This is a genomic window from Thioclava sp. F36-7, from assembly GCF_002020075.1.
Taxonomy (GTDB): Bacteria; Pseudomonadota; Alphaproteobacteria; order Rhodobacterales; family Rhodobacteraceae; genus Thioclava; species Thioclava sediminum.
The window spans coordinates 251,196-269,525 of the sequence record NZ_MPZR01000001.1 but is presented as its reverse complement, the minus strand read 5'-3'; the positions used below and the strand labels follow the sequence as shown (position 1 = coordinate 269,525).

General features: G+C 66.7%; 18 protein-coding genes and 1 tRNA gene. 8 read left to right on the top strand and 11 right to left on the bottom strand.

Annotated elements, in window-relative coordinates; genetic code table 11:
- Positions 1–56: 56 nt before the first annotated feature.
- The 7 genes from BMI89_RS01070 to BMI89_RS01040 all read left to right on the top strand — a co-directional run bounded on the left by BMI89_RS01070 (position 57) and on the right by BMI89_RS01040 (position 8,945).
- Positions 57–1,073, top strand: coding sequence for a MoxR family ATPase (locus BMI89_RS01070; RefSeq protein WP_078546170.1), 1,017 nt, complete (start codon positions 57–59; stop codon positions 1,071–1,073).
- Complete coding sequence (locus BMI89_RS01065) at positions 1,070–1,990, top strand: DUF58 domain-containing protein (protein ID WP_246831945.1); 921 nt, start codon at positions 1,070–1,072, stop codon at positions 1,988–1,990. The genes BMI89_RS01070 and BMI89_RS01065 overlap by 4 nt, the downstream gene beginning before the upstream one ends.
- Entirely contained in the window at positions 1,990–4,731 is a 2,742-nt protein-coding gene (locus tag BMI89_RS01060; RefSeq protein ID WP_078569490.1) for a DUF4159 domain-containing protein, read from the top strand. Before BMI89_RS01065 ends, BMI89_RS01060 begins: the two co-directional genes overlap by 1 nt.
- The gene (locus BMI89_RS01055; protein ID WP_078569489.1) at positions 4,728–6,869 is read left to right on the top strand and encodes a hypothetical protein; all 2,142 of its coding nucleotides are present in this window, start codon (positions 4,728–4,730) and stop codon (positions 6,867–6,869) included. The genes BMI89_RS01060 and BMI89_RS01055 overlap by 4 nt, the downstream gene beginning before the upstream one ends.
- A gap of 73 nt (positions 6,870–6,942) precedes the next feature.
- Positions 6,943–7,866 carry a carbohydrate kinase gene (locus tag BMI89_RS01050; RefSeq protein WP_078569488.1) on the top strand — a complete coding sequence of 308 codons (924 nt, stop codon included), beginning with the start codon at positions 6,943–6,945 and terminating at the stop codon, positions 7,864–7,866.
- Positions 7,863–8,312 carry a D-aminoacyl-tRNA deacylase gene (gene dtd, locus BMI89_RS01045; protein ID WP_078569487.1) on the top strand — a complete coding sequence of 150 codons (450 nt, stop codon included), beginning with the start codon at positions 7,863–7,865 and terminating at the stop codon, positions 8,310–8,312. The genes BMI89_RS01050 and dtd overlap by 4 nt, the downstream gene beginning before the upstream one ends.
- A gap of 51 nt (positions 8,313–8,363) precedes the next feature.
- Entirely contained in the window at positions 8,364–8,945 is a 582-nt protein-coding gene (locus BMI89_RS01040) for a thymidine kinase (protein WP_078569486.1), read from the top strand.
- Positions 8,946–8,948: 3 nt separating this feature from the next.
- On the opposite strand, the gene BMI89_RS01035 is transcribed toward BMI89_RS01040, so the two are convergent.
- The 7 genes from BMI89_RS01035 to BMI89_RS01005 form a co-directional block, all read right to left on the bottom strand.
- The gene (locus BMI89_RS01035) at positions 8,949–10,067 is read right to left on the bottom strand and encodes a beta-ketoacyl-ACP synthase III (RefSeq protein ID WP_078569485.1); all 1,119 of its coding nucleotides are present in this window, start codon (positions 10,065–10,067) and stop codon (positions 8,949–8,951) included.
- Between the two features lie 42 nt (positions 10,068–10,109).
- Positions 10,110–11,057, bottom strand: a complete 948-nt coding sequence (locus tag BMI89_RS01030; protein ID WP_078569484.1) for a D-glycerate dehydrogenase — start codon at positions 11,055–11,057, stop codon at positions 10,110–10,112.
- Entirely contained in the window at positions 11,057–11,392 is a 336-nt protein-coding gene (locus tag BMI89_RS01025) for a tRNA-binding protein (RefSeq protein WP_078519696.1), read from the bottom strand. The genes BMI89_RS01030 and BMI89_RS01025 overlap by 1 nt, the downstream gene beginning before the upstream one ends.
- Positions 11,389–12,201, bottom strand: coding sequence for a pyrroline-5-carboxylate reductase (proC, locus tag BMI89_RS01020; RefSeq protein ID WP_078569483.1), 813 nt, complete (start codon positions 12,199–12,201; stop codon positions 11,389–11,391). The genes BMI89_RS01025 and proC overlap by 4 nt, the downstream gene beginning before the upstream one ends.
- 26 nt (positions 12,202–12,227) lie before the next feature.
- Positions 12,228–12,731 carry a YbjN domain-containing protein gene (locus BMI89_RS01015; protein ID WP_078519694.1) on the bottom strand — a complete coding sequence of 168 codons (504 nt, stop codon included), beginning with the start codon at positions 12,729–12,731 and terminating at the stop codon, positions 12,228–12,230.
- Between the two features lie 285 nt (positions 12,732–13,016).
- Positions 13,017–13,092 (bottom strand) — tRNA-Ala (locus BMI89_RS01010).
- A gap of 86 nt (positions 13,093–13,178) precedes the next feature.
- On the bottom strand, positions 13,179–13,631 hold the full coding sequence (locus tag BMI89_RS01005) for a thioredoxin domain-containing protein (protein ID WP_078569482.1): 453 nt from the start codon (positions 13,629–13,631) through the stop codon (positions 13,179–13,181).
- A gap of 68 nt (positions 13,632–13,699) precedes the next feature.
- Between BMI89_RS01005 and BMI89_RS20775 the strand changes: the two genes are divergently transcribed.
- Positions 13,700–13,876 carry a hypothetical protein gene (locus tag BMI89_RS20775; RefSeq protein WP_158522074.1) on the top strand — a complete coding sequence of 59 codons (177 nt, stop codon included), beginning with the start codon at positions 13,700–13,702 and terminating at the stop codon, positions 13,874–13,876.
- Between the two features lie 5 nt (positions 13,877–13,881).
- Here BMI89_RS20775 and BMI89_RS01000 read toward each other — a convergent pair whose 3' ends face one another.
- The 4 genes from BMI89_RS01000 to BMI89_RS00985 are packed head-to-tail and all read right to left on the bottom strand — an operon-like array spanning position 13,882 to position 18,319.
- Positions 13,882–15,015 carry a zinc ribbon domain-containing protein gene (locus BMI89_RS01000; protein ID WP_246831944.1) on the bottom strand — a complete coding sequence of 378 codons (1,134 nt, stop codon included), beginning with the start codon at positions 15,013–15,015 and terminating at the stop codon, positions 13,882–13,884.
- Between the two features lie 4 nt (positions 15,016–15,019).
- Positions 15,020–16,153: an SPFH domain-containing protein gene (locus BMI89_RS00995; RefSeq protein WP_078569481.1), complete on the bottom strand. Its 1,134-nt coding sequence runs from the start codon at positions 16,151–16,153 to the stop codon at positions 15,020–15,022.
- A 22-nt stretch (positions 16,154–16,175) separates the two neighbouring features.
- Positions 16,176–17,144 carry a DUF2927 domain-containing protein gene (locus tag BMI89_RS00990; protein WP_078569480.1) on the bottom strand — a complete coding sequence of 323 codons (969 nt, stop codon included), beginning with the start codon at positions 17,142–17,144 and terminating at the stop codon, positions 16,176–16,178.
- Positions 17,141–18,319 carry a toxic anion resistance protein gene (locus BMI89_RS00985; protein ID WP_078519690.1) on the bottom strand — a complete coding sequence of 393 codons (1,179 nt, stop codon included), beginning with the start codon at positions 18,317–18,319 and terminating at the stop codon, positions 17,141–17,143. Before BMI89_RS00985 ends, BMI89_RS00990 begins: the two co-directional genes overlap by 4 nt.
- Positions 18,320–18,330: the final 11 nt, after the last annotated feature.

The window sequence follows — 18,330 nt, the reverse complement described above, 5'->3', positions numbered from 1 at the left end:
TCGGAGCGTGGATATCTGCTTTGCTGGGAAAGATAGGCATCAACGGGGAGAATGTCATGGCCGAGCCCGAAAAGCTGATGGAAGATATCGAACGACTTGGCGGCAAGCTCGCACAGGCGCGCGCGTCGATCGACCGGCGATTCATCGGGCAGGACCAGGTGGTGGAGCTGGTTTTGGCCGCGATGCTCTCCGGGGGGCATGCGCTTCTGGTGGGCCTGCCGGGCTTGGGCAAGACGCTTCTTGTCGAGACGCTGTCCACGGTGATGGGGCTGGGCTCGAACCGCATCCAGTTCACGCCTGACCTGATGCCCGCCGATATTCTCGGGAGCGAAGTTCTGGAAACCGCGCCCGATGGCAGCCGCGCGTTCCGCTTCCTCGAAGGTCCGGTCTTCTGCCAGCTGCTGATGGCCGACGAGATCAACCGCGCCTCGCCCCGGACCCAATCTGCGCTCTTGCAGGCGATGCAGGAGCGTGAGGTCACCATCGCGGGCGAGCATCGCCCGCTTGGCCCGCCCTTCCACGTTCTCGCTACGCAAAACCCGATCGAGCAGGAGGGCACTTATCCGCTGCCCGAGGCGCAGCTCGACCGTTTCCTCGTGCAGGTCGACGTCGATTACCCGGACCGCGAGACCGAGCGCTCGATCCTGCTGGCGACCACCGGCGTCGCGGCGGAGGGCGCGCATACCGTCTTCACCCCGGCCGAGCTGATCGAGGCGCAGGGGATCGTGCGGCAGATGCCCGTGGGCGAGAAAGTCGTCGATGCGATCCTCGATCTGGTGCGGCTCTGCCGTCCGCGCGAGGCCGAGGCGCCCGACTTCATCCGCGATGCGCTGGCCTGGGGGCCGGGGCCGCGCGCCGCGCAGGCGCTGATGCTGACCGTGCGGGCACGTGCCCTGATCAATGGCCGCCTCGCGCCGACGCTGGACGACGTGCAGGCGATGGCCCGCCCGGTGCTGATCCACCGCATGGCGCTGAGCTTCGCGGCTCGCGCCCGGGGCGAGACGCTGGGCGATCTGATCGACCGCGCCGTGGCAGAGGTCACCGGGCCGCGCGCCGCCGGTGCCGCCGCTTGAGCGCAATCTCCGATACCGCAGCGCCGGGGCAATCCCCCGCGCTGAGCCTGCGCCGCGAGGCGGAAGGGGCGGCCTCTGCGCTGCCCCCGCTGCTGGTCGCGGCGGAGCATCTGGCGGCGACCGTCCAGATGGGCGCGCATGGCCGCAGGCGCGCGGGATCGGGCGAGGAATTCTGGCAATACCGTCCCGCCCATGTGGGCGACGAGCTGCGCTTCGTCGATTGGCGGCGCTCGGCGCGCTCGGACAGCCAATATGTGCGCCAGCGGGAATGGCAGCTGGCGCAATCGGTCCATCTCTGGGTCGATGACGCGGCCTCGATGCGCTTCACCGGGGCCGAGAGCGGGCGAAAGGCGCGCGTCACCAAATCAGAGCGCGCCCGGGTGTTGGGCCTCGCGCTTGCGGTGCTGATGGTGCGCGGCGGCGAACGCGTCGGGCTGACCGGCCCGCTCGCGCCGCCACGTCCGGGCCGCGCGCAGCTGATGGAGCTTGCAGGCCTTCTGTCGCGCGAGGCGGGCGTGCAGGATTATGGCGCACCCGAAATCGCAGGCGTCACGCCGCAGTCGCGGGTTGTGCTGCTGTCGGATTTCTTCGGCGATCTCGGCCCGATCGAGGCGGCGCTGGGGCGTCTGGCCGATCGTGGTGTGTCGGGCGTGATGATGCAGGTGCTCGACCCCGACGAAGAGGCCTTCCCCTATGACGGACGCACGATCTTCCAGTCGATGGCGGGCGGGCTGATCCATGAGACCCGCAAGGCGGGTGATCTGCGGGCGCGCTATCTCGACCGGCTGGCCGCGCGACGCGATCAGCTCGCCCGGCTGGCGCGCAGCGCGGGTTGGCAATTCTCGACCCATCACACGGGCGATCCGGCGCAGGCGGCGCTGCTGTGGCTTTATTCCGCGCTCGAGAGGGGGCGCTGATGTGGATGCTCGGCCCCATCGGCTTCACCGCGCCCTGGCTTTTGCTGGGGCTCGCTGCGTTGCCGATCATCTGGCTGATCCTGCGCGCGGTGCCGCCCGCGCCGATCCGCAGGCGTTTTCCCGGCGTCGCGCTGCTCTTGGGTCTCAAGGACGAGGAAGTGCAGGCCGCGCGCACGCCGTGGTGGCTGCTGGCGCTGCGTCTGCTCGCGCTGGCTGCGGCGATCATCGGTTTTGCCGGACCGGTCCTGAACCCGCAGCGCGCCGTGCCCGGAACCGGGCCGCTCCTGATCGTGGCTGACGGTAGCTGGGCCTCCGCGCGCGACTGGCCGCGCCGGGTGGAGCGGATGACGTCGGCGCTGAAGGATGCGCAGCAGGCGGGACGTCCCGCAGCAGTGATTTCGCTGACCGATCCGCCGCCCGCACAGGTGAGTTTCACGGATGCGGGCGCGCTGATCCAGTCGCTGCCCGGTATCCAGCCGCAGCCCTGGGCTCCGCAGAGCTTCGACGCCGCCAATTTGCCGGAGGGGAATTTCGAGACGCTCTGGCTGTCGGACGGCTTGGCCCGCGACAGCCGCGCGGGCGTTCTGAATGCGCTGGAGGCGCGTGGTCCGGTCAAGGTCTGGCAACCGCAATTGCCGGTCTTGGCGCTGGGCGCTGCCCGGATCGAGGATGGTGCGCTTGTCGTGCCTGCGCTCGCCTCAACCATCCCACCCAGCCCGCGCGATGTCGCCGCCGTGGGGCGCGACCCGGCGGGGATCGAGCGAGAACTGGCCAGCCAACCGCTGCAATTCACCGACAGCCGCGAGACCGAGCTGCGCTTCGATCTGCCGCCCGAGCTGCGCAACCGCATAACCCGGATCGAGATCACCGGCATGCGCTCGGCAGGCGCCGTCAGCCTGACCGACGACGCGGTGAAGCGCCGCAAGGTCGCGATCTTGTCGGGCGCGCGCGACCGCGAGGGGCTGGAGCTGCTTTCGCCCACACATTACCTGCATCAGGCGCTCGCCCCCACGGCGGACCTGATCGAGGGCACGCTGGCTGATGTGCTGACCGCCGACCCGGACGTGATAATCCTCGCCGATATGGCCGATCTGCCCGAGCAATCGAAGCTGCACGACTGGGTCGAGAAGGGCGGGCTGCTGATCCGTTTCGCGGGGCCCCGCATGGCCAATGCCGATCTCGATGCCGATACGCTTCTGCCTGTGCAGCTGCGCGCGGGCGGCCGCTCGCTTGGCGGCACGATGAGCTGGGGCGATCCGCGCGCGCTGGCGCCCTTCCCGGAGAACTCGCCCTTCGCCGGGCTGCAAGTGCCCGACGATGTGACCGTGAAGGCGCAGGTGATGGCCGAGCCCACGCCGGACCTCTCCGAGCACACCATCGCCGCGCTGACCGATGGCACGCCGCTCGTGACCCGCGCCAAGATGGGGCAAGGGGCGGTCGTGCTGTTCCATGTCACCGCGAATGCCGAATGGTCGACCCTGCCGCTGTCGCTTCTGTTCCCGCAGATGCTGGAGCGGCTCGCGGTCTCGGCCCGGCCCGCCGCGCCGGAAGAGGCTGATCTCGCAGGCCAGACCTGGGTGCCGCAGAAACTGCTCGACGGGTTCGGGCGGCTGCAGGACGCAGGCGCTGCCGCAGGTGTGCCGGGCGAGGAGCTGGCCAAGGCCGAGCCGGGGCCGAAGCTGCGCCCGGGCATCTACACCGCCGAGGATCGCTCGGTCGCGCTGAACGCTCTGCCGCGCGGCGCGACGCTGTCCCCGGCCAGCTGGCCCGCCAATGTCCCCGTCGAAGGGGCCTTCGAGCAACGCGAAATGCCGCTGAAGGGTTGGCTGCTGGGCGCGGCGCTGGCGGCACTGCTGATCGATATTCTCGCGACGCTGGCGCTGTCGGGCAAGCTCTGGGGGCCGCGCGCGATGAAGGCCGCCGCCTTCGGGGGCGCCCTGATCCTCGCCAGCTTCGCACCGCCGCAAACTCATGCCGAGGATATGGATCCGGCCCGCGCGATCGAGGCTGCGTCCAATGTGGTTCTGGCCGCGATGCCCACCGGCGATGCCGAGGTGGACCGGGTGTCCATGGCGGGGCTGAAGGGGCTGTCGCAGGTTCTCAATCGCCGCACCACGGTCGAGCCTTCCGCGCCGATGATGGTCGATCTCCAGAACGACGATCTGGCGGTCTTCACCTTCATCTACTGGCCGATCACCGCAGATCAGCCCGCGCCGAGCCCGATGGAATATGCCAAGCTGAACCGCTACCTGCGCGGCGGCGGCATGATCCTGTTCGACACGCGCGACGCCGATATCGCGGGCTTCGGCGAGGCGACGCCTGCGGGCAAGCGTTTGCAGGCGCTGGCCGCGCCTTTGGACATTCCGCCGCTCGCACCGATCCCCGACGATCACGTGCTGACCCGGACCTTCTACCTGCTGCAAGATTTCCCCGGCCGCTATGACGGCACGATCTGGGTCGAGGCCCCGCCCGCCGATGCCGAACGCGCCGAGGGGATGCCGTTTCGCAACCTCAATGACGGGGTGACGCCGGTGGTGATCGGCGGCAATGACTGGGCCTCGGCCTGGGCTGTCGACGATCGCGGAATGCCGATGTTCCCCGTGGGCCGTGGCCGCACCGGCGAGCGTCAGCGCGAGATCGCGGATCGCTTCGGGGTGAACCTGATCATGCATGTGCTGACCGGCAACTATAAATCCGATCAGGTCCATGTGCCTGCGCTTCTCGAAAGGCTGGGGCAATGAACGGGATGTCGATCATCTTCGCACCGCTTCTGCCGTGGCCCGTGATCGCGGGCGCGGGCGCGGTGGCGGTCGTGCTGCTGGCGCTGGCGCTGTGGCGCGGGCTGAAGGGCTGGGCGCTGCGGGCGCTGGCGGCGCTGGTGCTGCTGGCCGCCCTCGCGCAGCCTTCGTTGCAGCGCGAACAGACCGCGCCGCTGTCCAATATCGTGCTGCTGATTGACGACCGCTCCTCGTCGCAGAAACTTTCGGATCGTGTCGCGCAGACCGATACCGCCCTGACGCGTCTGCAAGCACAGCTCGACGCGATGCCAAACGTCGAGACGCGCCGGATCACCGTTCCGGACGGGGCCGACAATGCGGGCACCGAACTGGGCTCGACCTTGGCCGAGGCGCTCGCCGCAGAGCCGCGCGCGCGGGTCGCGGGCGCGCTGATGGTCACCGACGGGCAGGCGCATGATGCGCAGCTCGCCCCCGATCTGCCTGCGCCGCTGCAGGTGCTGCTGACCGGCAAGCGCAGCGACTGGGACCGTCGCATCCTGATCGAGACCGCGCCGTCCTTCGGCATCATCGGCGAGGAGACCGATATCCGTCTCAAGGTCGAGGATATGGGCAACGTGCCCGCAAGCGCGGGTGGCACGGCGGATCTGACCATCTCGATCGACGGCAAGGATCCGAAAAGCTACACGGTGCGCACCGACCGCGATCTGGAACTGCCGCTGACGCTGACCCATGGGGGGCAGAACGTGGTGCAGTTCACGCTGTCGCCGACCGAGGGCGAGCTGACCGACCGCAACAACGTCGCCACCGTCCAGATCAACGGCGTGCGCGACCGGCTGCGGGTGCTCTTGGTCTCCGGCCAGCCCCATGCGGGCGAGCGGACATGGCGCAACCTTTTGAAATCGGACGCAGGCGTGGACCTCGTGCATTTCACAATCCTGCGCCCGCCCGAAAAGCAAGACGGTGTGCCGGTGACGGAACTGTCGCTCATCGCCTTCCCGACGCAGGAACTGTTCGTCGACAAGATCGACGAGTTCGACCTGATCATTTTCGACCGCTACGGCGCGCGGGGCATCCTGCCGTCCGCGTATTTCGACAATATCAAGGATTACGTCGAACGCGGCGGGGCGATCCTCGTGGCCGCCGGTCCGGAATTCGCGACCGTCGAAAGCCTCTATCAGACCAGCCTTGGCGATATCATGCCCGCGCGTCCGACGGGCCGGGTTATGTCGGAAAGCTTTCTGCCGCGTCCGACCGATCTGGGGCTGCGCCATCCGGTGACCGCGGGACTGGAAGGGGCGCCCGCGCCCGAGGGCGAGCAGGATACGGCCGCCGAGAAAGACGGCCCGCATTGGGGCCACTGGCTGCGCCAGATCGAACTGACAAACCCCACCGGCGAGGTCGTGATGTCCGGCGCCGAGGGCAAGCCGCTTCTGGTGCTCTCGCGCGAAGGCGAGGGGCGCGTGGCGCTGCTGGCCTCCGATCAGGCATGGCTCTGGGATCGCGGCTATGACGGCGGCGGGCCGCAGCTCGAATTGCTGCGCCGGATCGCGCATTGGGAGATGAAAGAGCCCGAGCTGGAAGAAGAGGCGCTCTATGCCGAGATCGATCCCGGCGCGCTCTCGATGCGGATCATCCGCCGCACGATGGAAGACAGCGCACCGCCGGTGACCGTGACGCTGCCGGATGGCTCGACCGAGCAGGTGCCGCTGACCGAGACAGCACCCGGCCGCTTTACCGCGCGCTGGACCGCACCCGAGGCGGGGCTCTATCGCCTCAAGGACGGTGATCTGGAGCGGGTCGTGGCGATGGGGCCTGCAAGCCCGCGCGAGTTCGAGCAGACGATCGCCAGCGGCGATCCCCTCTCCGCCGTGGTCGAGGCGTCCAATGGCGGCGTGACGCGGCTCGAGGACGGGGTGCCCTCCATCCGCGAAGTGCGCGCGGGTCGCCCGACATCGGGGCGCGGCTGGATCGGCATCACGCCGCGTGGTGCCACGGCCACCACCGATATCCGGGTGCAGCCGCTGCTGCCTGCCTGGGCCTGGCTGATCCTGGCGGCCCTGCTGACCGTGGGCGCGTGGCTCATCGAAGGGCGCAACCGGCGCGGCAGTGTCGGCGATAAGGGCGGGCCGACCGCAGCGTGATCCCTGCGGGGATTGCCCGGACACCGCTTCGCGTGTAGCAGGTGTTGGCGGTATCGGAATGAGGAGGCCCCCGATGATCCTGAGTTGTGGCGAAGCCCTGATCGACATGCTCCCGCGCGAAAGCGCGCAAGGCGAAGCGGCGTTTGCGCCCTATCCTGGTGGCGCGGTGTTCAACACGGCGATTGCGCTGGGGCGGCTCGGTGCGCGTTCGGGGTTCCTGTCGGGCCTGTCGGAAGACCTGTTCGGCAAGATGCTGATCCATTCGCTCTCCGATAGCGGGGTGGATGCAGGGCTTGCGGTGCGCTCGGACCGACCCACGACGCTCGCCTTCGTGACGCTGACCGATGGCCATGCGAGCTACGCTTTCTACGACGAGAACACCGCCGGTCGGATGCTCAAGATCGAGGATATGCCCGCAATCCCGGTAGAGGTGAAGGCGATGTTCTTCGGCGGCATCTCCCTGCCAGTCGAGCCTTGCGGTGCGGCCTATGAGGCGCTGATGCTGCGCGAGGCCGAGAGCCGCGTGACCATGATCGACCCCAATATCCGTCCCGGGTTCATCGGCGACGAAGCGGCCTATCGCGCGCGGCTGGAACGGATGTTCGCCGTGGCCGATATCGTGAAGGTCTCGGACGAGGATCTGCGCTGGATCGAAGGGCCGGGCACCATCGCCGATCTGGCGCGCGGGCTGCTGGCGAAAGGGCCGAAGCTGGTCTTCGTCACCGAAGGCGCGACCGGCGCGCATGGCTTCTCGAAACACTGCGAGGTCTTCGTGCCCGCGCGCAAAGTCGAGGTCATCGACACGGTCGGCGCAGGCGATACGTTCAACGCAGGCGTTCTGGCCGCGCTGGACCGTGCCGAGGCGCTCGACAAAGGCGCGCTCGCACGCGCCGAGGAAGGGCTGATCTCGGATTGCCTCAAACTGGGCGTCGCCGCCGCTGCGGTGGTCGTCAGCCGGGCAGGGGCCAACCCGCCCTGGTCGGACGAGCTGGCATGAGGGCGCTGATCCAGCGGGTCTCCGAGGCCTCGGTCACCGCCGACGGCACGCGCATCTCCGAGATCGGATCGGGCCTCCTGATCCTTTGCTGCGCGATGCAGGGCGATGACGAAAAGGTCGCCGAGAAGCTGGCCGAGCGGGTCTCGAAACTGCGCATCTTCAAGGATGAGGCGGGCAAGATGAACCGCGCGGTGGGCGATATCGGCGGTGCCTGTCTGGTGGTCAGCCAGTTCACGCTGGCCGCCGACACCTCGCGCGGCAACCGCCCCGGTTTTTCTGCGGCAGCCCCGCCCGAAGACGGCGATCGGCTGTATCAGCATTTCGCCCGGCACCTCGAATCTCTGGGCCTGCCGGTTCAGACCGGGGAGTTTGGTGCGGATATGAAAGTGGCGCTCCTGAATGACGGGCCGGTCACGATCTGGATGGACAGCGCCGACCGTCCCTGAGCGTCGCGTGGGCAGTCTTGCTCCCCTGAAAATCGCGGGCTATTGCAGGCCATGGCCAAGCTCTACTTCCATTATTCCACGATGAACGCGGGCAAGAGCACGATCCTCTTGCAAGCCTCCCACAACTATATCGAACGCGGGATGGAGACCTTCCTCGTGACCGCGCGGCTCGACAATCGCGCGGGCGACGGGCGCATCGCGAGCCGGATCGGCATCGGTGCGGAGGCGGCTTGTTTCACCGAAGAGACGGACATGTTCGCGCTGATCGAGGCGCGGCTGGCCGATGGCCCCTGTGCCTGCATCTTCGTGGACGAGGCGCAGTTCCTGACCGAGACGCAGGTCTGGCAGATCGCCCGCGCGGTGGATGATCTGCGCGTGCCGGTGATGTGTTACGGGCTGCGGGTGGATTTTCAGGGCAAGCTGTTCCCCGGCTCGGCGGCGCTGCTGGCGCTGGCCGACGAGATGCGCGAAGTCCGCACGATCTGCCATTGCGGCAAGAAGGCCACGATGGTGGTGCGGATGGGCCCGGACGGACAGGCGCTGCGCGATGGCGATCAGGTGCAGATCGGCGGCAACGAGACCTATGTCAGCCTCTGCCGCCGTCACTGGCGCGAAGCGATGGGCGAGGCGTAGGCCTCAGATCTTCTCGAGAACGACCGAGCCCACCGAATAGCCCGCCCCGAAGGAACAGATCAGCCCGATCTCGCCCGGTTTGAAATCGTCGGAATATTTCGAAAACGCGATAATCGACCCGGCAGACGACGTGTTGGCGTAATCCTGCAGGATGTTGGGCTGCTCGCCCGGCTCGGGATCGCGACCCAAGACCTTCTTGCCCACGAAGTCGTTCATCGTCTTGTTGGCCTGATGCAGCCAGAGGCGGTGCAGATCTGTGGGCTTCACCTCCGCGTCGGCGAGATGGCCGAGGATGTGCTGCGCGACCATCGGCATCACTTCCTTGAAGACCTTCCGACCTTCCTGCATGAATTGCATGTCGCGGCGGTCGGCCACGCCATCGGGCCGGGTGCGGCGAAGGAAGCCGTTGTTATTGCGGATGTTGTTGGAAAACTCCGTCGCGCAGCGGGTGGAGCGGATCAGGAAGCCATGCGGCGCATCCTCGCGCCGTTCGATCAGGGTCGCGGTCGCTACGTCGCCGAAGATGAAGTGACAATCCCGGTCGCGCCATTCGAGGTGGCCCGACGTGATCTCGGGGTTCACCACCAGCGCGCGGCGCACGGAGCCGGTGCGGATCATGTCGGCGGCGGCCTGAATGCCGAAAGTGGCCGAGGAGCAGGCGACGTTCATATCGAAAGCGAACCCGCCCGCCCCAAGAAGCTTCTGGATCTCGATGGCGACGGCGGGGTAGGCGCGCTCCATATTCGAAGCGGCGCAGATCACGAGATCGACGTCCTCGCCCTTCCGTCCGGCCTGCGCCAGCGCCTTGTTGCAGGCATCGAGCGCGATTTCCGCCATGATGCCCGGCTCGTCATCCGAGCGCTGGCGCAGGCGCGGATACATGCGCGTCGGATCCAGCACGCCTTCCTTGTCCATCACGTAGCGCTGCTCGATCCCGGAGGCTTTAAGTATGAACTCGACCGAGCTATGCGGCTTGGCCTCGATCTCGCCCGCGGCGATGGCCTCTGCGTTCTCGGCGTTGAACAGATCGGCATAGGCGTTGAATGCCTCGACCAGTTCGGCATTCGTGATGACGTGTTCCGGCGTATAGACCCCGGTCCCGGTAATGACGGCTTGATGCATCGGATCCTCCTTGGCAGAGCCTCCCGCCAAGGAGGTGAAAGGTCAAGACGACACGCGATTGGGCGGCGTGTTGCCGTCACGAAAGGCGATGAGATTGTCGACCGCCATGTGGCCCATGTCGTCACGCACCTCAAGAGCGGCGGTGCCGAGATGCGGAAGCAACGTGACGTTATCCAGTGCGCGCAGGGCTTCCGGCACATAAGGCTCGCGCTCATAGACGTCGAGGCCTGCGCCCGCGATCGCATTGCCCTGCATCGCCGCCACCAGTGCGGCCTCGTCGACGATATCGCCGCGCGCGATGTTGATCAGATGCGAATGCGGCTGCATCTTCGCGATCTCGGCCGCGCCGATCAGATGATGCGTGGCGGGGCTGGCGGGTACCGCGATCACCACGAAATCGGAAGTTGCGAGCAGCTCGTCCTGGCTCAGATGCGTCGCGGGGAAACCCGGATCGACGGGGGTGCGCTTGGTGTAAGCCACCTCCATGCCGAAGCCGAAATGGCAGCGTTTCGCGATTGCCGTGCCGATGCGGCCCAGACCGATGATGCCGACTTTCTTGCCCGAGACGTGCTGGCCAAGGAATTGCGTCGGCGTCCAGCCGGTCCAGTCGCCGCGCCGCACGAAGCGCTCGCCCGCCGAGGCACGTCGCGCGCTCATCAGGATCAGCATCATCGCGATATCGGCAGTGGCATCGGTCACAGCACCCGGCGTATTCGTCACGGTGATACCCTTCGCCTCGGCGGCACCCACGTCGATATGATTGTAGCCGACCCCGAAGTTGGCCACGATCTTCGCGCGCGGGCTGCCCTCGAAGGCCGCTGCCGTCACCTTGTCGCCCAAGGTCACAAGAAGCGCATCGTATTCGGCCAGCGCCTGCCGCGCCTCTTCTTCGGTCATCGGCGCGGCCCCGTTGCGGAAGGTCACGTCGAATTCCTTCGCCACACGGGCCTCGACCTCATCCGTCAGCTTGCGGGTCACGAGGAGCTTCATCAGAACATCCTCCCGCCGATCGGCACGTCCTTGTCGGGCGTCAGCAACACGACCTCGCCTGCCTCATCAGGCACGCCCAAAACCAGCGCCTCGGACATGAAGGGCCCGATCTGGCGCGGCGGAAAGTTGACCACGCCGAAGACCAGCTTGCCGACCAGCTCCTCGGGCGCGTAATGCACCGTGATCTGGGCAGAGCTTTTCTTCACGCCGATCTCCGGGCCGTAATCGACCCAGAGCTTGATCGCGGGCTTGCGCGCCTCGGGGAAGGGCTCGGCCTCGGTGATCCGGCCGCAGCGGATGTCGACCTTCATGAAGTCGTCGAAGGAGATGGTCATTTCCCCAGCTCCCGGTTGCGCGCGATATTCGCGGCGACCGCTTTGCGCATCAGGGGCGGCATGCCGGTCTCGGGGTCCATCAGAACCTCCAGCGCCGCTGCCGTCGTCCCGCCGGGCGAGGTCACGTTCTCACGCAGCTTGGACGGGCTTTCGTCGCTATCCTCGGCCAGCTGCCCCGCGCCACCCACGGTCGCCTTGGCGAGCCGCAGCGCCAGATCAGGGTCGAGCCCCTCGGCCTCGCCTGCCGCCGCCATCACCTCGATCAGGTGGAAGACATAGGCCGGGCCCGAGCCGGAGACGCCGATGACGGCGTTCATCTGTTCCTCATCGTCGAGCCGCACGACCTGACCCACGCCGGTCATCAGCGCATCCGCGGTGTCCAGATCGTCGCCGGTCGCGTTCGGATTGCCGACGATCGCGGTCACGCCACGGCCGATCGCGGCGGGCGTGTTGGGCATCGCGCGCACCAGCCGGGCCTGTTTGCCCAGCATCTTCTCGTAGCCCTCGATGGTGATCCCGGCGGCGACAGTGACAAACAGCGTATCGCCCTCGGCCATGGCCGACAGCTGCGGCAGCGCATCGGCCATCATCTGCGGCTTCACCGCGACCAGAACGACAGCCGGAGTCTCGGGCAGATCGGCGTTGAGGTTCACGCCGGACTCTTTCAGCCAGTCGGACGGATTCGGATCGACCACCCAGACCGAGGCTGCGGGCAGGCCGCCCTTCAACAGCCCCTGAAGGATCGCGCCGCCCATGCGTCCGCAGCCCAGAATTACGAGGCCGCGGTCGGAAATCTTGTCAAAGCTCATGCTTCCCCCTTTGGTTCGGGGGGAGATTAGGCGCGCCCGTAGGCCTCCGCAATGGCCACCTGCATCGCGTCTTCGGGATCGCGCTCGCCCCAGGTCGCCAGCTGGAAGGCCGGGTAGAACCGCTCGGAGGACACGACAGCCGCGCCGATCAGACGGTCGATCTGCTCCGGCCCGGGCAGCTGCCCGCCCGAGAGCACAAGACCATGCCGCCAGACCATCAGCCGCTGATCGGGCCAGAAGGTGAAGGCGCCGGTCCAGACCCGGTCGTTGATGCGGTTGAGAAGCTCGTAAAGCGCGCCTTCGCGGGCCGGCGGCGGGTCCATCTCGAAGGTGCAGATCAGCCGCAGGGTCTCGTCCATCGGCGACCAGGCGAGGGTGATCGAGTAGGTCCGCCACTGACCCTCGACCGCCATTGCGATCTGGTCATCGGTGACCCGGTCGAATTCCCATTCATGGGCTTCCGCCAGCGTCTCGACGATGTCGATCGGGTGGAGTTCTTCGGCGTACAGATAGTCTTCGCTCAGTGCCATGCTCGTATCCCCCTGCCTTTTCTAGATGCCCGGGGTGCAGCTCCCCTAGGGCTTGTCGGCTTTACAAGGAACGGCGGTAGCAGCCGCCTGTCCCTACAAGATATCGTGTAGGCAGGTTGCTATTGTGTAAAGCAATTTCTGGTGGATAAGCCGGGTGGCCCCCACGAAATCTGGGGATAGTTCATCCACAACGCGGGGCGGATTGCGGATTGCTACGCGCTAAGTATTTGAGATTGTTCGGAAACGCAAAAAGCGCCCGAAGAACGGGCGCTTTTTGAAGCGGTTTGGTGGAGCCTAGGGGGATCGAACCCCTGACCTCGTCATTGCGAACGACGCGCTCTCCCAGCTGAGCTAAGGCCCCGAACCGTGGCGTGGTATTTCGCGCAAGGCGCGGGCGTTGTCAAGCGGCCCGCCCGCGCCGCGCGCGAAATTTTCTGCCGATCCGCGTTATGCGGGCACCGAGATTTTCGACTTCACGAAATTGACCAGATCGCCCGCCGGGCGTGCCCCTGCGGCGCGGGCGACCTCGCGGCCCTTGGCGAACAGGATGAAGGCGGGAATGCCCTGAATCCGGTAGCGCTGGGTCGCGGTGGGGTTCACCTGCGTGTTGATCTTCGCCAGCCGCACATGCGGGGTCAGCTTCTCGGCGGCCATGTTGAACTGCGGCGCCATCGCCTTGCACGGGCCGCACCACGGCGCCCAGAAATCGACCAGCAGCGGCAGGTCGTCCTTCTCGGCCTTGGCGAGCGTCTTGAAATCGACTTCGGTCACCTTGTGCGAGACGAGCCAGCCGCCGCAGGTACCGCATTTCGGGTTCGCGCCCAGCTTCTCGGCGGGGACGCGGTTCGCCTGCCCGCAATCGAGGCAGGTCACACGGTAGGTCTTGGAGGATTGGGTCATGTCACCCCTCCTTTACATTGGGTTGCAAGATATATCGGGAACCCACTTCGGCTTTGCAAGGAGACGACATGACGCGCTGGAAAGAGCTGAGCCCCGAACGCCAGATGGACCTTCGCGCCGCCTATGACATCGAGATGGCGCGGCAAACCAATACCTGTTCGCTCGACGAGAAGATCGCGCGCTTCGCAGAATGGCTCGCCCCGCAGGGCATCGCCTTCGGGATGGACGATCTCGCGAAAGGCTGACTCGCTCAGCGGCTCTTCAGGTAGAAGAGCGTCCCCCCGACGATCACCGCAGCGAGGACCGCCAGCGCGATCTTCCATGCCGACCACGGACGATCCCCGCGCACGCGGCCCGTCTGAGCGTTCACGACGAAGCGGTAGGAGCGGCCACGAAACTTGTAGGCGGCGGTCCAGATCGGCAGCAGGATGTGCTTGAAGGTCTCGGCCGAGAACTGCGGGTCCATCGCGCCGATACGCTGCTCGTCGCCGCCAATATCGCGGCGGATGTCGGTCTGGATGACGCGGATCATCTCGGCCTGCGCGGCGTGATGTCCCTCCTGCAGTTGCACCGTGTAGCCCTCGGCGGTGAAGCCCGCGAGATAATCGCGCCGATAAGGTTCGAGCGCCGTCAGGTCCCACGGGCGCAGCGCCTGCACGTAATCGGGCGGCAGCGAGCGCGCGGCGTAGATCACCACATCGTCGAAATTGCGCGCCACCTGACCCGAGACCGGCGTCCAGCGGATGCGGCGGACCTGCTCGGTGCGCGGGCCCTTGTCGGTCTGCACCGTGCGCGTGACGTAATAGGCGTCGCCGCGCTGGCCGGAATAGCGCGTGCGGGTCGCGGCATCGAAGGTCCAGAAGGGCGCGTAGATGCCGGTCATGCGCCGACCCTTGCGGGCATATTGCGACAGCCCGTTGGGCGCGAACCAGAGCGAGCCGAGCCATTTCGAGAGCGCCGCGCGCGCTTGGTCCTCGGTCAGTTGGAAGGGCAGCACCCCTTGCGGCTTGATCAGCCGCGTCGTGCCCGTATCGACCACCACGGGCGTCGCGCAGAACGGGCATTCGGTCGCGTGCTCGCCGTTCTGCAACTCGATCGAGGCGCCGCAATTGGGGCAGGAGACGGTGCGGTGCTCCTCCATCTCCTGTGCGGGCAATTCGCGGGTCAGCGCATCGTCGAGCGGCAATTCGCGCAAGCGCGCCTCTCCGCGTCCGGTGGCGGAGGGAATGTCCTGCACATGGCCGCAATGATCGCAGACGAGCCGCGTCTGGCCCGGCGCAAACCGTAGATCGGCGCCGCAGCTTTCGCAGTGGTAGTGGCTCTCGCCGCGTGGGTCGTCAGGGGCGGCAGCCGCGCTCCGCCCCACTTTCGGGAAACCCAGCATCGGATCAGCTCGCAGGTGGCGCGGCAGGCGGGGGCGGCGGCGGCGCGATGGTGAAGAGCTGCGCCAGTTCGGTCACGTCCTCGGCGCGCATCCAGCCGTTCTGGCCGGGCGTCCAGACGAGGCTGTCGCGGGTGAGCGAGCCTTCCGACACCATACGCCCCAGATGCCCGCGCCCGTACGGGCCCTGCGTTTGCCCATTCACCGCGAGATGCCAGACCTTCTCCACCGGCGGCGGGGGAGGGGGCGGCGGTGCGGCGGCGGGTTGCTGACCCATCTGCCCCCAGGGCCCCATCTGCTGGCCCATCGCCATACCCATCCCGGCGCCCATGCCCGCGCCCATCGCGGCGCCCATCCCGGCGGAGGCGCCCGAGCCCGGCTGGCCCATCGCCTCGGCGGCATTGTATTGCATGTATTTGTTCAGATCGCCCACGATCCCCATCGAGGTGCGCTTGTCGAGAACCGCCTCCACCGCCTCGGGCAGCGAGACGTTCTCGATGTAGAATTCCGGCAGCTCCAGCCCGTAATTCGCGATGGTGGGCGCGATCGCCTTGGTGATCAGCTTGCCCATGTCGGCGGTGTTCGCGGCCATGTCCAGGATCGGGATGCCCGAGCTGGCAATGGCGCGCGAGAACTCCTGCACGATCACGTTGCGCAGCTGGTAGCTGATCTCGTCAGAGGTGAACTCGCCATCGGTGCCCACGATCTCGGTCAGGAACTTGCCCGGATCGGTGACGCGCATCGAATAGGTGCCGAAGGCGCGGATGCGCACCGGGCCGAATTCCGGATCGCGCGCCATGACCGGGTTCTTCGTGCCCCATTTGAGGTCGTTGAACCGGGTGGTGTTGACGAAATAGATCTCGGACTGGAAGGGCGATTTGAAGCCGTGATCCCAGTGCTGAAGCGTGGTCAGGATCGGCAGGTTGTTGGTCTCGAGCATATAGAGCCCGGGCCCGAAGATATCGGCCAGCTGCCCCTCATGGACGAAGATCGCGGCCTGCCCCTCGCGCACGGTCAGCTTCGCGCCGTATTTGATCGCGTGACCCTCGCGCTCGAACCGCCAGACCATCGTGTCGCGGGTGTCGTCGGTCCAGCCGATGACGTCGATGAATTCGCCGGAGAGGAAATCGAGAATGCCCATGGATGCGGTTCCTTCTTGGTTCTCAGCTTGCGCCGCCCAGCAATTCGGAGGCGATGGTGGTGACGATCGGGCGGGCCTCGCGTTCGGTCATGCCGGGCGTCAGGCGCGGGTCGTAAAGCATCTGCAGCAGCAACTCGTCATGCTTGGTCAACAGCGAGAATTCCTCGTCATCGTTGAAGATCGAGGGCCGCGCGCGCGGATAGTCATTGGCGAGGCCCAGCCCCTGGGCCAGTTCCTCATGGATGCAGCTCGTGCGCAGTTCCGGCGGGTGTTCGCCCCGGATCACCGCGACGGCGTCGGTATAGATCGGACTGTCGCCCTGCGAGAAGGCGAAGACCACGCAATAGGTCGAGAGCGGCAGATTGGTGATCGCCTCGACCGAGCTGTCATCGATCCCCGGCACCAATTGGCGCAGGCGCGGGCCGATGGCACGGCGCTCGTCCTCGTTGAGGAACAGGACGTGGAAATTGCCGCCCCGGTTCACCACGCTGACCGGATGGCGCGAGGCGCGCGCAAGCTTGCCCGCATAGGCGCGCACTTCGGCGATATCCGAGGCGCGGTCGGCCTTGGGGATCGAGGCGCCGAAGTCGATATCCATCCGCACCGGCTTGTCCCAGCGCCGCAGGCGCGAGGGGGTCTGACGGGCGACGAACCCGCCACCCTGCGCCGCGTATTCGTCGTAAAGCGCGATATGGACGAAGTCCTGCACCAGTTGCCGCTGGTTGAACGGCGCATCGCGCGGCGCGACATCGGTGCGCAACTGGCCGCGCGCTTCCATCTCGGCTGCGGTCTTGGCGAAATAGGCCGACATCTCCCGCGAGAGCGCGCTTTGCTTAGTGGCGTTCGAGCGATCGAGATCGGTCGGCGCGCTGGGCGGGCGCGCGGTCTTGTCCGGTGCGAGCGGCGAGCCGCCCAAGCCCGGCGCGCAGGCCGAAAGGGCCAGTGCCGCCAGCCCTGCAAGAACCGGAAAGGCCGCACGCATCCGTGTCATCCCGCAGCCCCGCCAGCCTGTGCGGAGGATTTCGCCGCCGACAGGGTGTCGCGCAGTTTGTCCTCCATCTCGACCAAGTCATGCTCTGCTGCGGCGCGCTTGCGCTTGCCCTCGTCGGCGATACGCAAGGAGTCCTCGATCGTGGCGACCAGATCGGCGTTGGCGGCCTTCACCGCCTCGATATCGAAGACGCCACGCTCCATCTCGGTGCGGATCTCGGCATTGGCTTCGCGCAGGTTCTTGGCATTCGATTTCAGAAGCTCGTTGGTCAGATCATTGGCCTCGCGCACAGCGCCTGCCGCCTCGCGCGAGCGCTGGATCGTGACCGCCTGCGCCAGCTGGGTCTCCCAGAGCGGCACGGTGTTCACGAGCGTCGAGTTGATCTTGGTCACTAGGCTCTTGTCGTTTTCCTGAACCAGCCGGATCGAGGGCAGCGACTGCATCGTCACCTGACGGGTCAGTTTCAGATCATGCACCCGGCGCTCCAGATCGTCGCGGGCTGCGCGCAGATCGCGGATTTCCTGCGCCTTGAGCACTTTCTGATCCTCGGAGGCGGCTTCCATCGCCGCCTCCTTCGCGGGGATTTCCTCCCGGTCGAGCTGGGCCAGCTTTTCCTCGCCCGCCGCGATATAGAGCGCGAGCTCGTCATAGAAATGAAGCGTCTTGTCGTAGAGCATGTCGAGTGATTTGATGTCCTTGAGCAGCTTGTGCTCGTGGCTCAGCAACTCGTCGGTGACGCGGTCGATCTGGCCCTGCACCTCTTCGAACCGGGCGATGAAGTTGCCAAACGGCGCGGCGCGGCCCAGCAGCTTTTCCCACCAGCTCCGCTTGCGGCGCACGTCGAGTTCCGAGACCGAGAAGCCGCGGATCGTGGTGACGATCTGGCGCAGGCTGTCTCCGGCGGGGCCGACATCCTTGTTCTTGACGCCCGAGAGCATCTCCTGGCTGATCGATTGCAGATCGACCTGCGCGCGCGAGCCGAACTGCACGATGGAATTCGAGTCGCCCATGTCCAGCTCGGCCATGCGCTTGCGGATTTCCTCGGCGGTCTCGGGCGGGGCCTGATCGAGCGGCGTCACCGCCTCTGCCGGGCCCGGCTCGGGCAGCAGCGAACCGCTGACACCTTCCACTTCGGTCATCAGCTCGGTTGCCTTTTGGCGGGTCGTCTCGGTCATCTCAGGGCCTC

Excerpts from the sequence above, each read along its gene's own strand:
- dtd (WP_078569487.1), top strand. The coding sequence starts at position 7,863 with ATGAGGGCGCTGATCCAGCGGGTCTCCGAGGCCTCGGTCACCGCCGAC.
- BMI89_RS01000 (WP_246831944.1), bottom strand. The coding sequence starts at position 15,015 with ATGCTGGGTTTCCCGAAAGTGGGGCGGAGCGCGGCTGCCGCCCCTGAC.
- proC (WP_078569483.1), bottom strand. The coding sequence starts at position 12,201 with ATGAGCTTTGACAAGATTTCCGACCGCGGCCTCGTAATTCTGGGCTGC.
- BMI89_RS01015 (WP_078519694.1), bottom strand. The coding sequence starts at position 12,731 with ATGGCACTGAGCGAAGACTATCTGTACGCCGAAGAACTCCACCCGATC.
- BMI89_RS01035 (WP_078569485.1), bottom strand. The coding sequence starts at position 10,067 with ATGCATCAAGCCGTCATTACCGGGACCGGGGTCTATACGCCGGAACAC.
- BMI89_RS01060 (WP_078569490.1), top strand. The coding sequence starts at position 1,990 with ATGTGGATGCTCGGCCCCATCGGCTTCACCGCGCCCTGGCTTTTGCTG.
- BMI89_RS01025 (WP_078519696.1), bottom strand. The coding sequence starts at position 11,392 with ATGACCATCTCCTTCGACGACTTCATGAAGGTCGACATCCGCTGCGGC.
- BMI89_RS01040 (WP_078569486.1), top strand. The coding sequence starts at position 8,364 with ATGGCCAAGCTCTACTTCCATTATTCCACGATGAACGCGGGCAAGAGC.
- BMI89_RS20775 (WP_158522074.1), top strand. The coding sequence starts at position 13,700 with ATGACGCGCTGGAAAGAGCTGAGCCCCGAACGCCAGATGGACCTTCGC.
- BMI89_RS01070 (WP_078546170.1), top strand. The coding sequence starts at position 57 with ATGGCCGAGCCCGAAAAGCTGATGGAAGATATCGAACGACTTGGCGGC.
- BMI89_RS00990 (WP_078569480.1), bottom strand. The coding sequence starts at position 17,144 with ATGACACGGATGCGTGCGGCCTTTCCGGTTCTTGCAGGGCTGGCGGCA.
- BMI89_RS00985 (WP_078519690.1), bottom strand. The coding sequence starts at position 18,319 with ATGACCGAGACGACCCGCCAAAAGGCAACCGAGCTGATGACCGAAGTG.
- BMI89_RS01055 (WP_078569489.1), top strand. The coding sequence starts at position 4,728 with ATGAACGGGATGTCGATCATCTTCGCACCGCTTCTGCCGTGGCCCGTG.
- BMI89_RS00995 (WP_078569481.1), bottom strand. The coding sequence starts at position 16,153 with ATGGGCATTCTCGATTTCCTCTCCGGCGAATTCATCGACGTCATCGGC.
- BMI89_RS01005 (WP_078569482.1), bottom strand. The coding sequence starts at position 13,631 with ATGACCCAATCCTCCAAGACCTACCGTGTGACCTGCCTCGATTGCGGG.
- BMI89_RS01050 (WP_078569488.1), top strand. The coding sequence starts at position 6,943 with ATGATCCTGAGTTGTGGCGAAGCCCTGATCGACATGCTCCCGCGCGAA.
- BMI89_RS01030 (WP_078569484.1), bottom strand. The coding sequence starts at position 11,057 with ATGAAGCTCCTCGTGACCCGCAAGCTGACGGATGAGGTCGAGGCCCGT.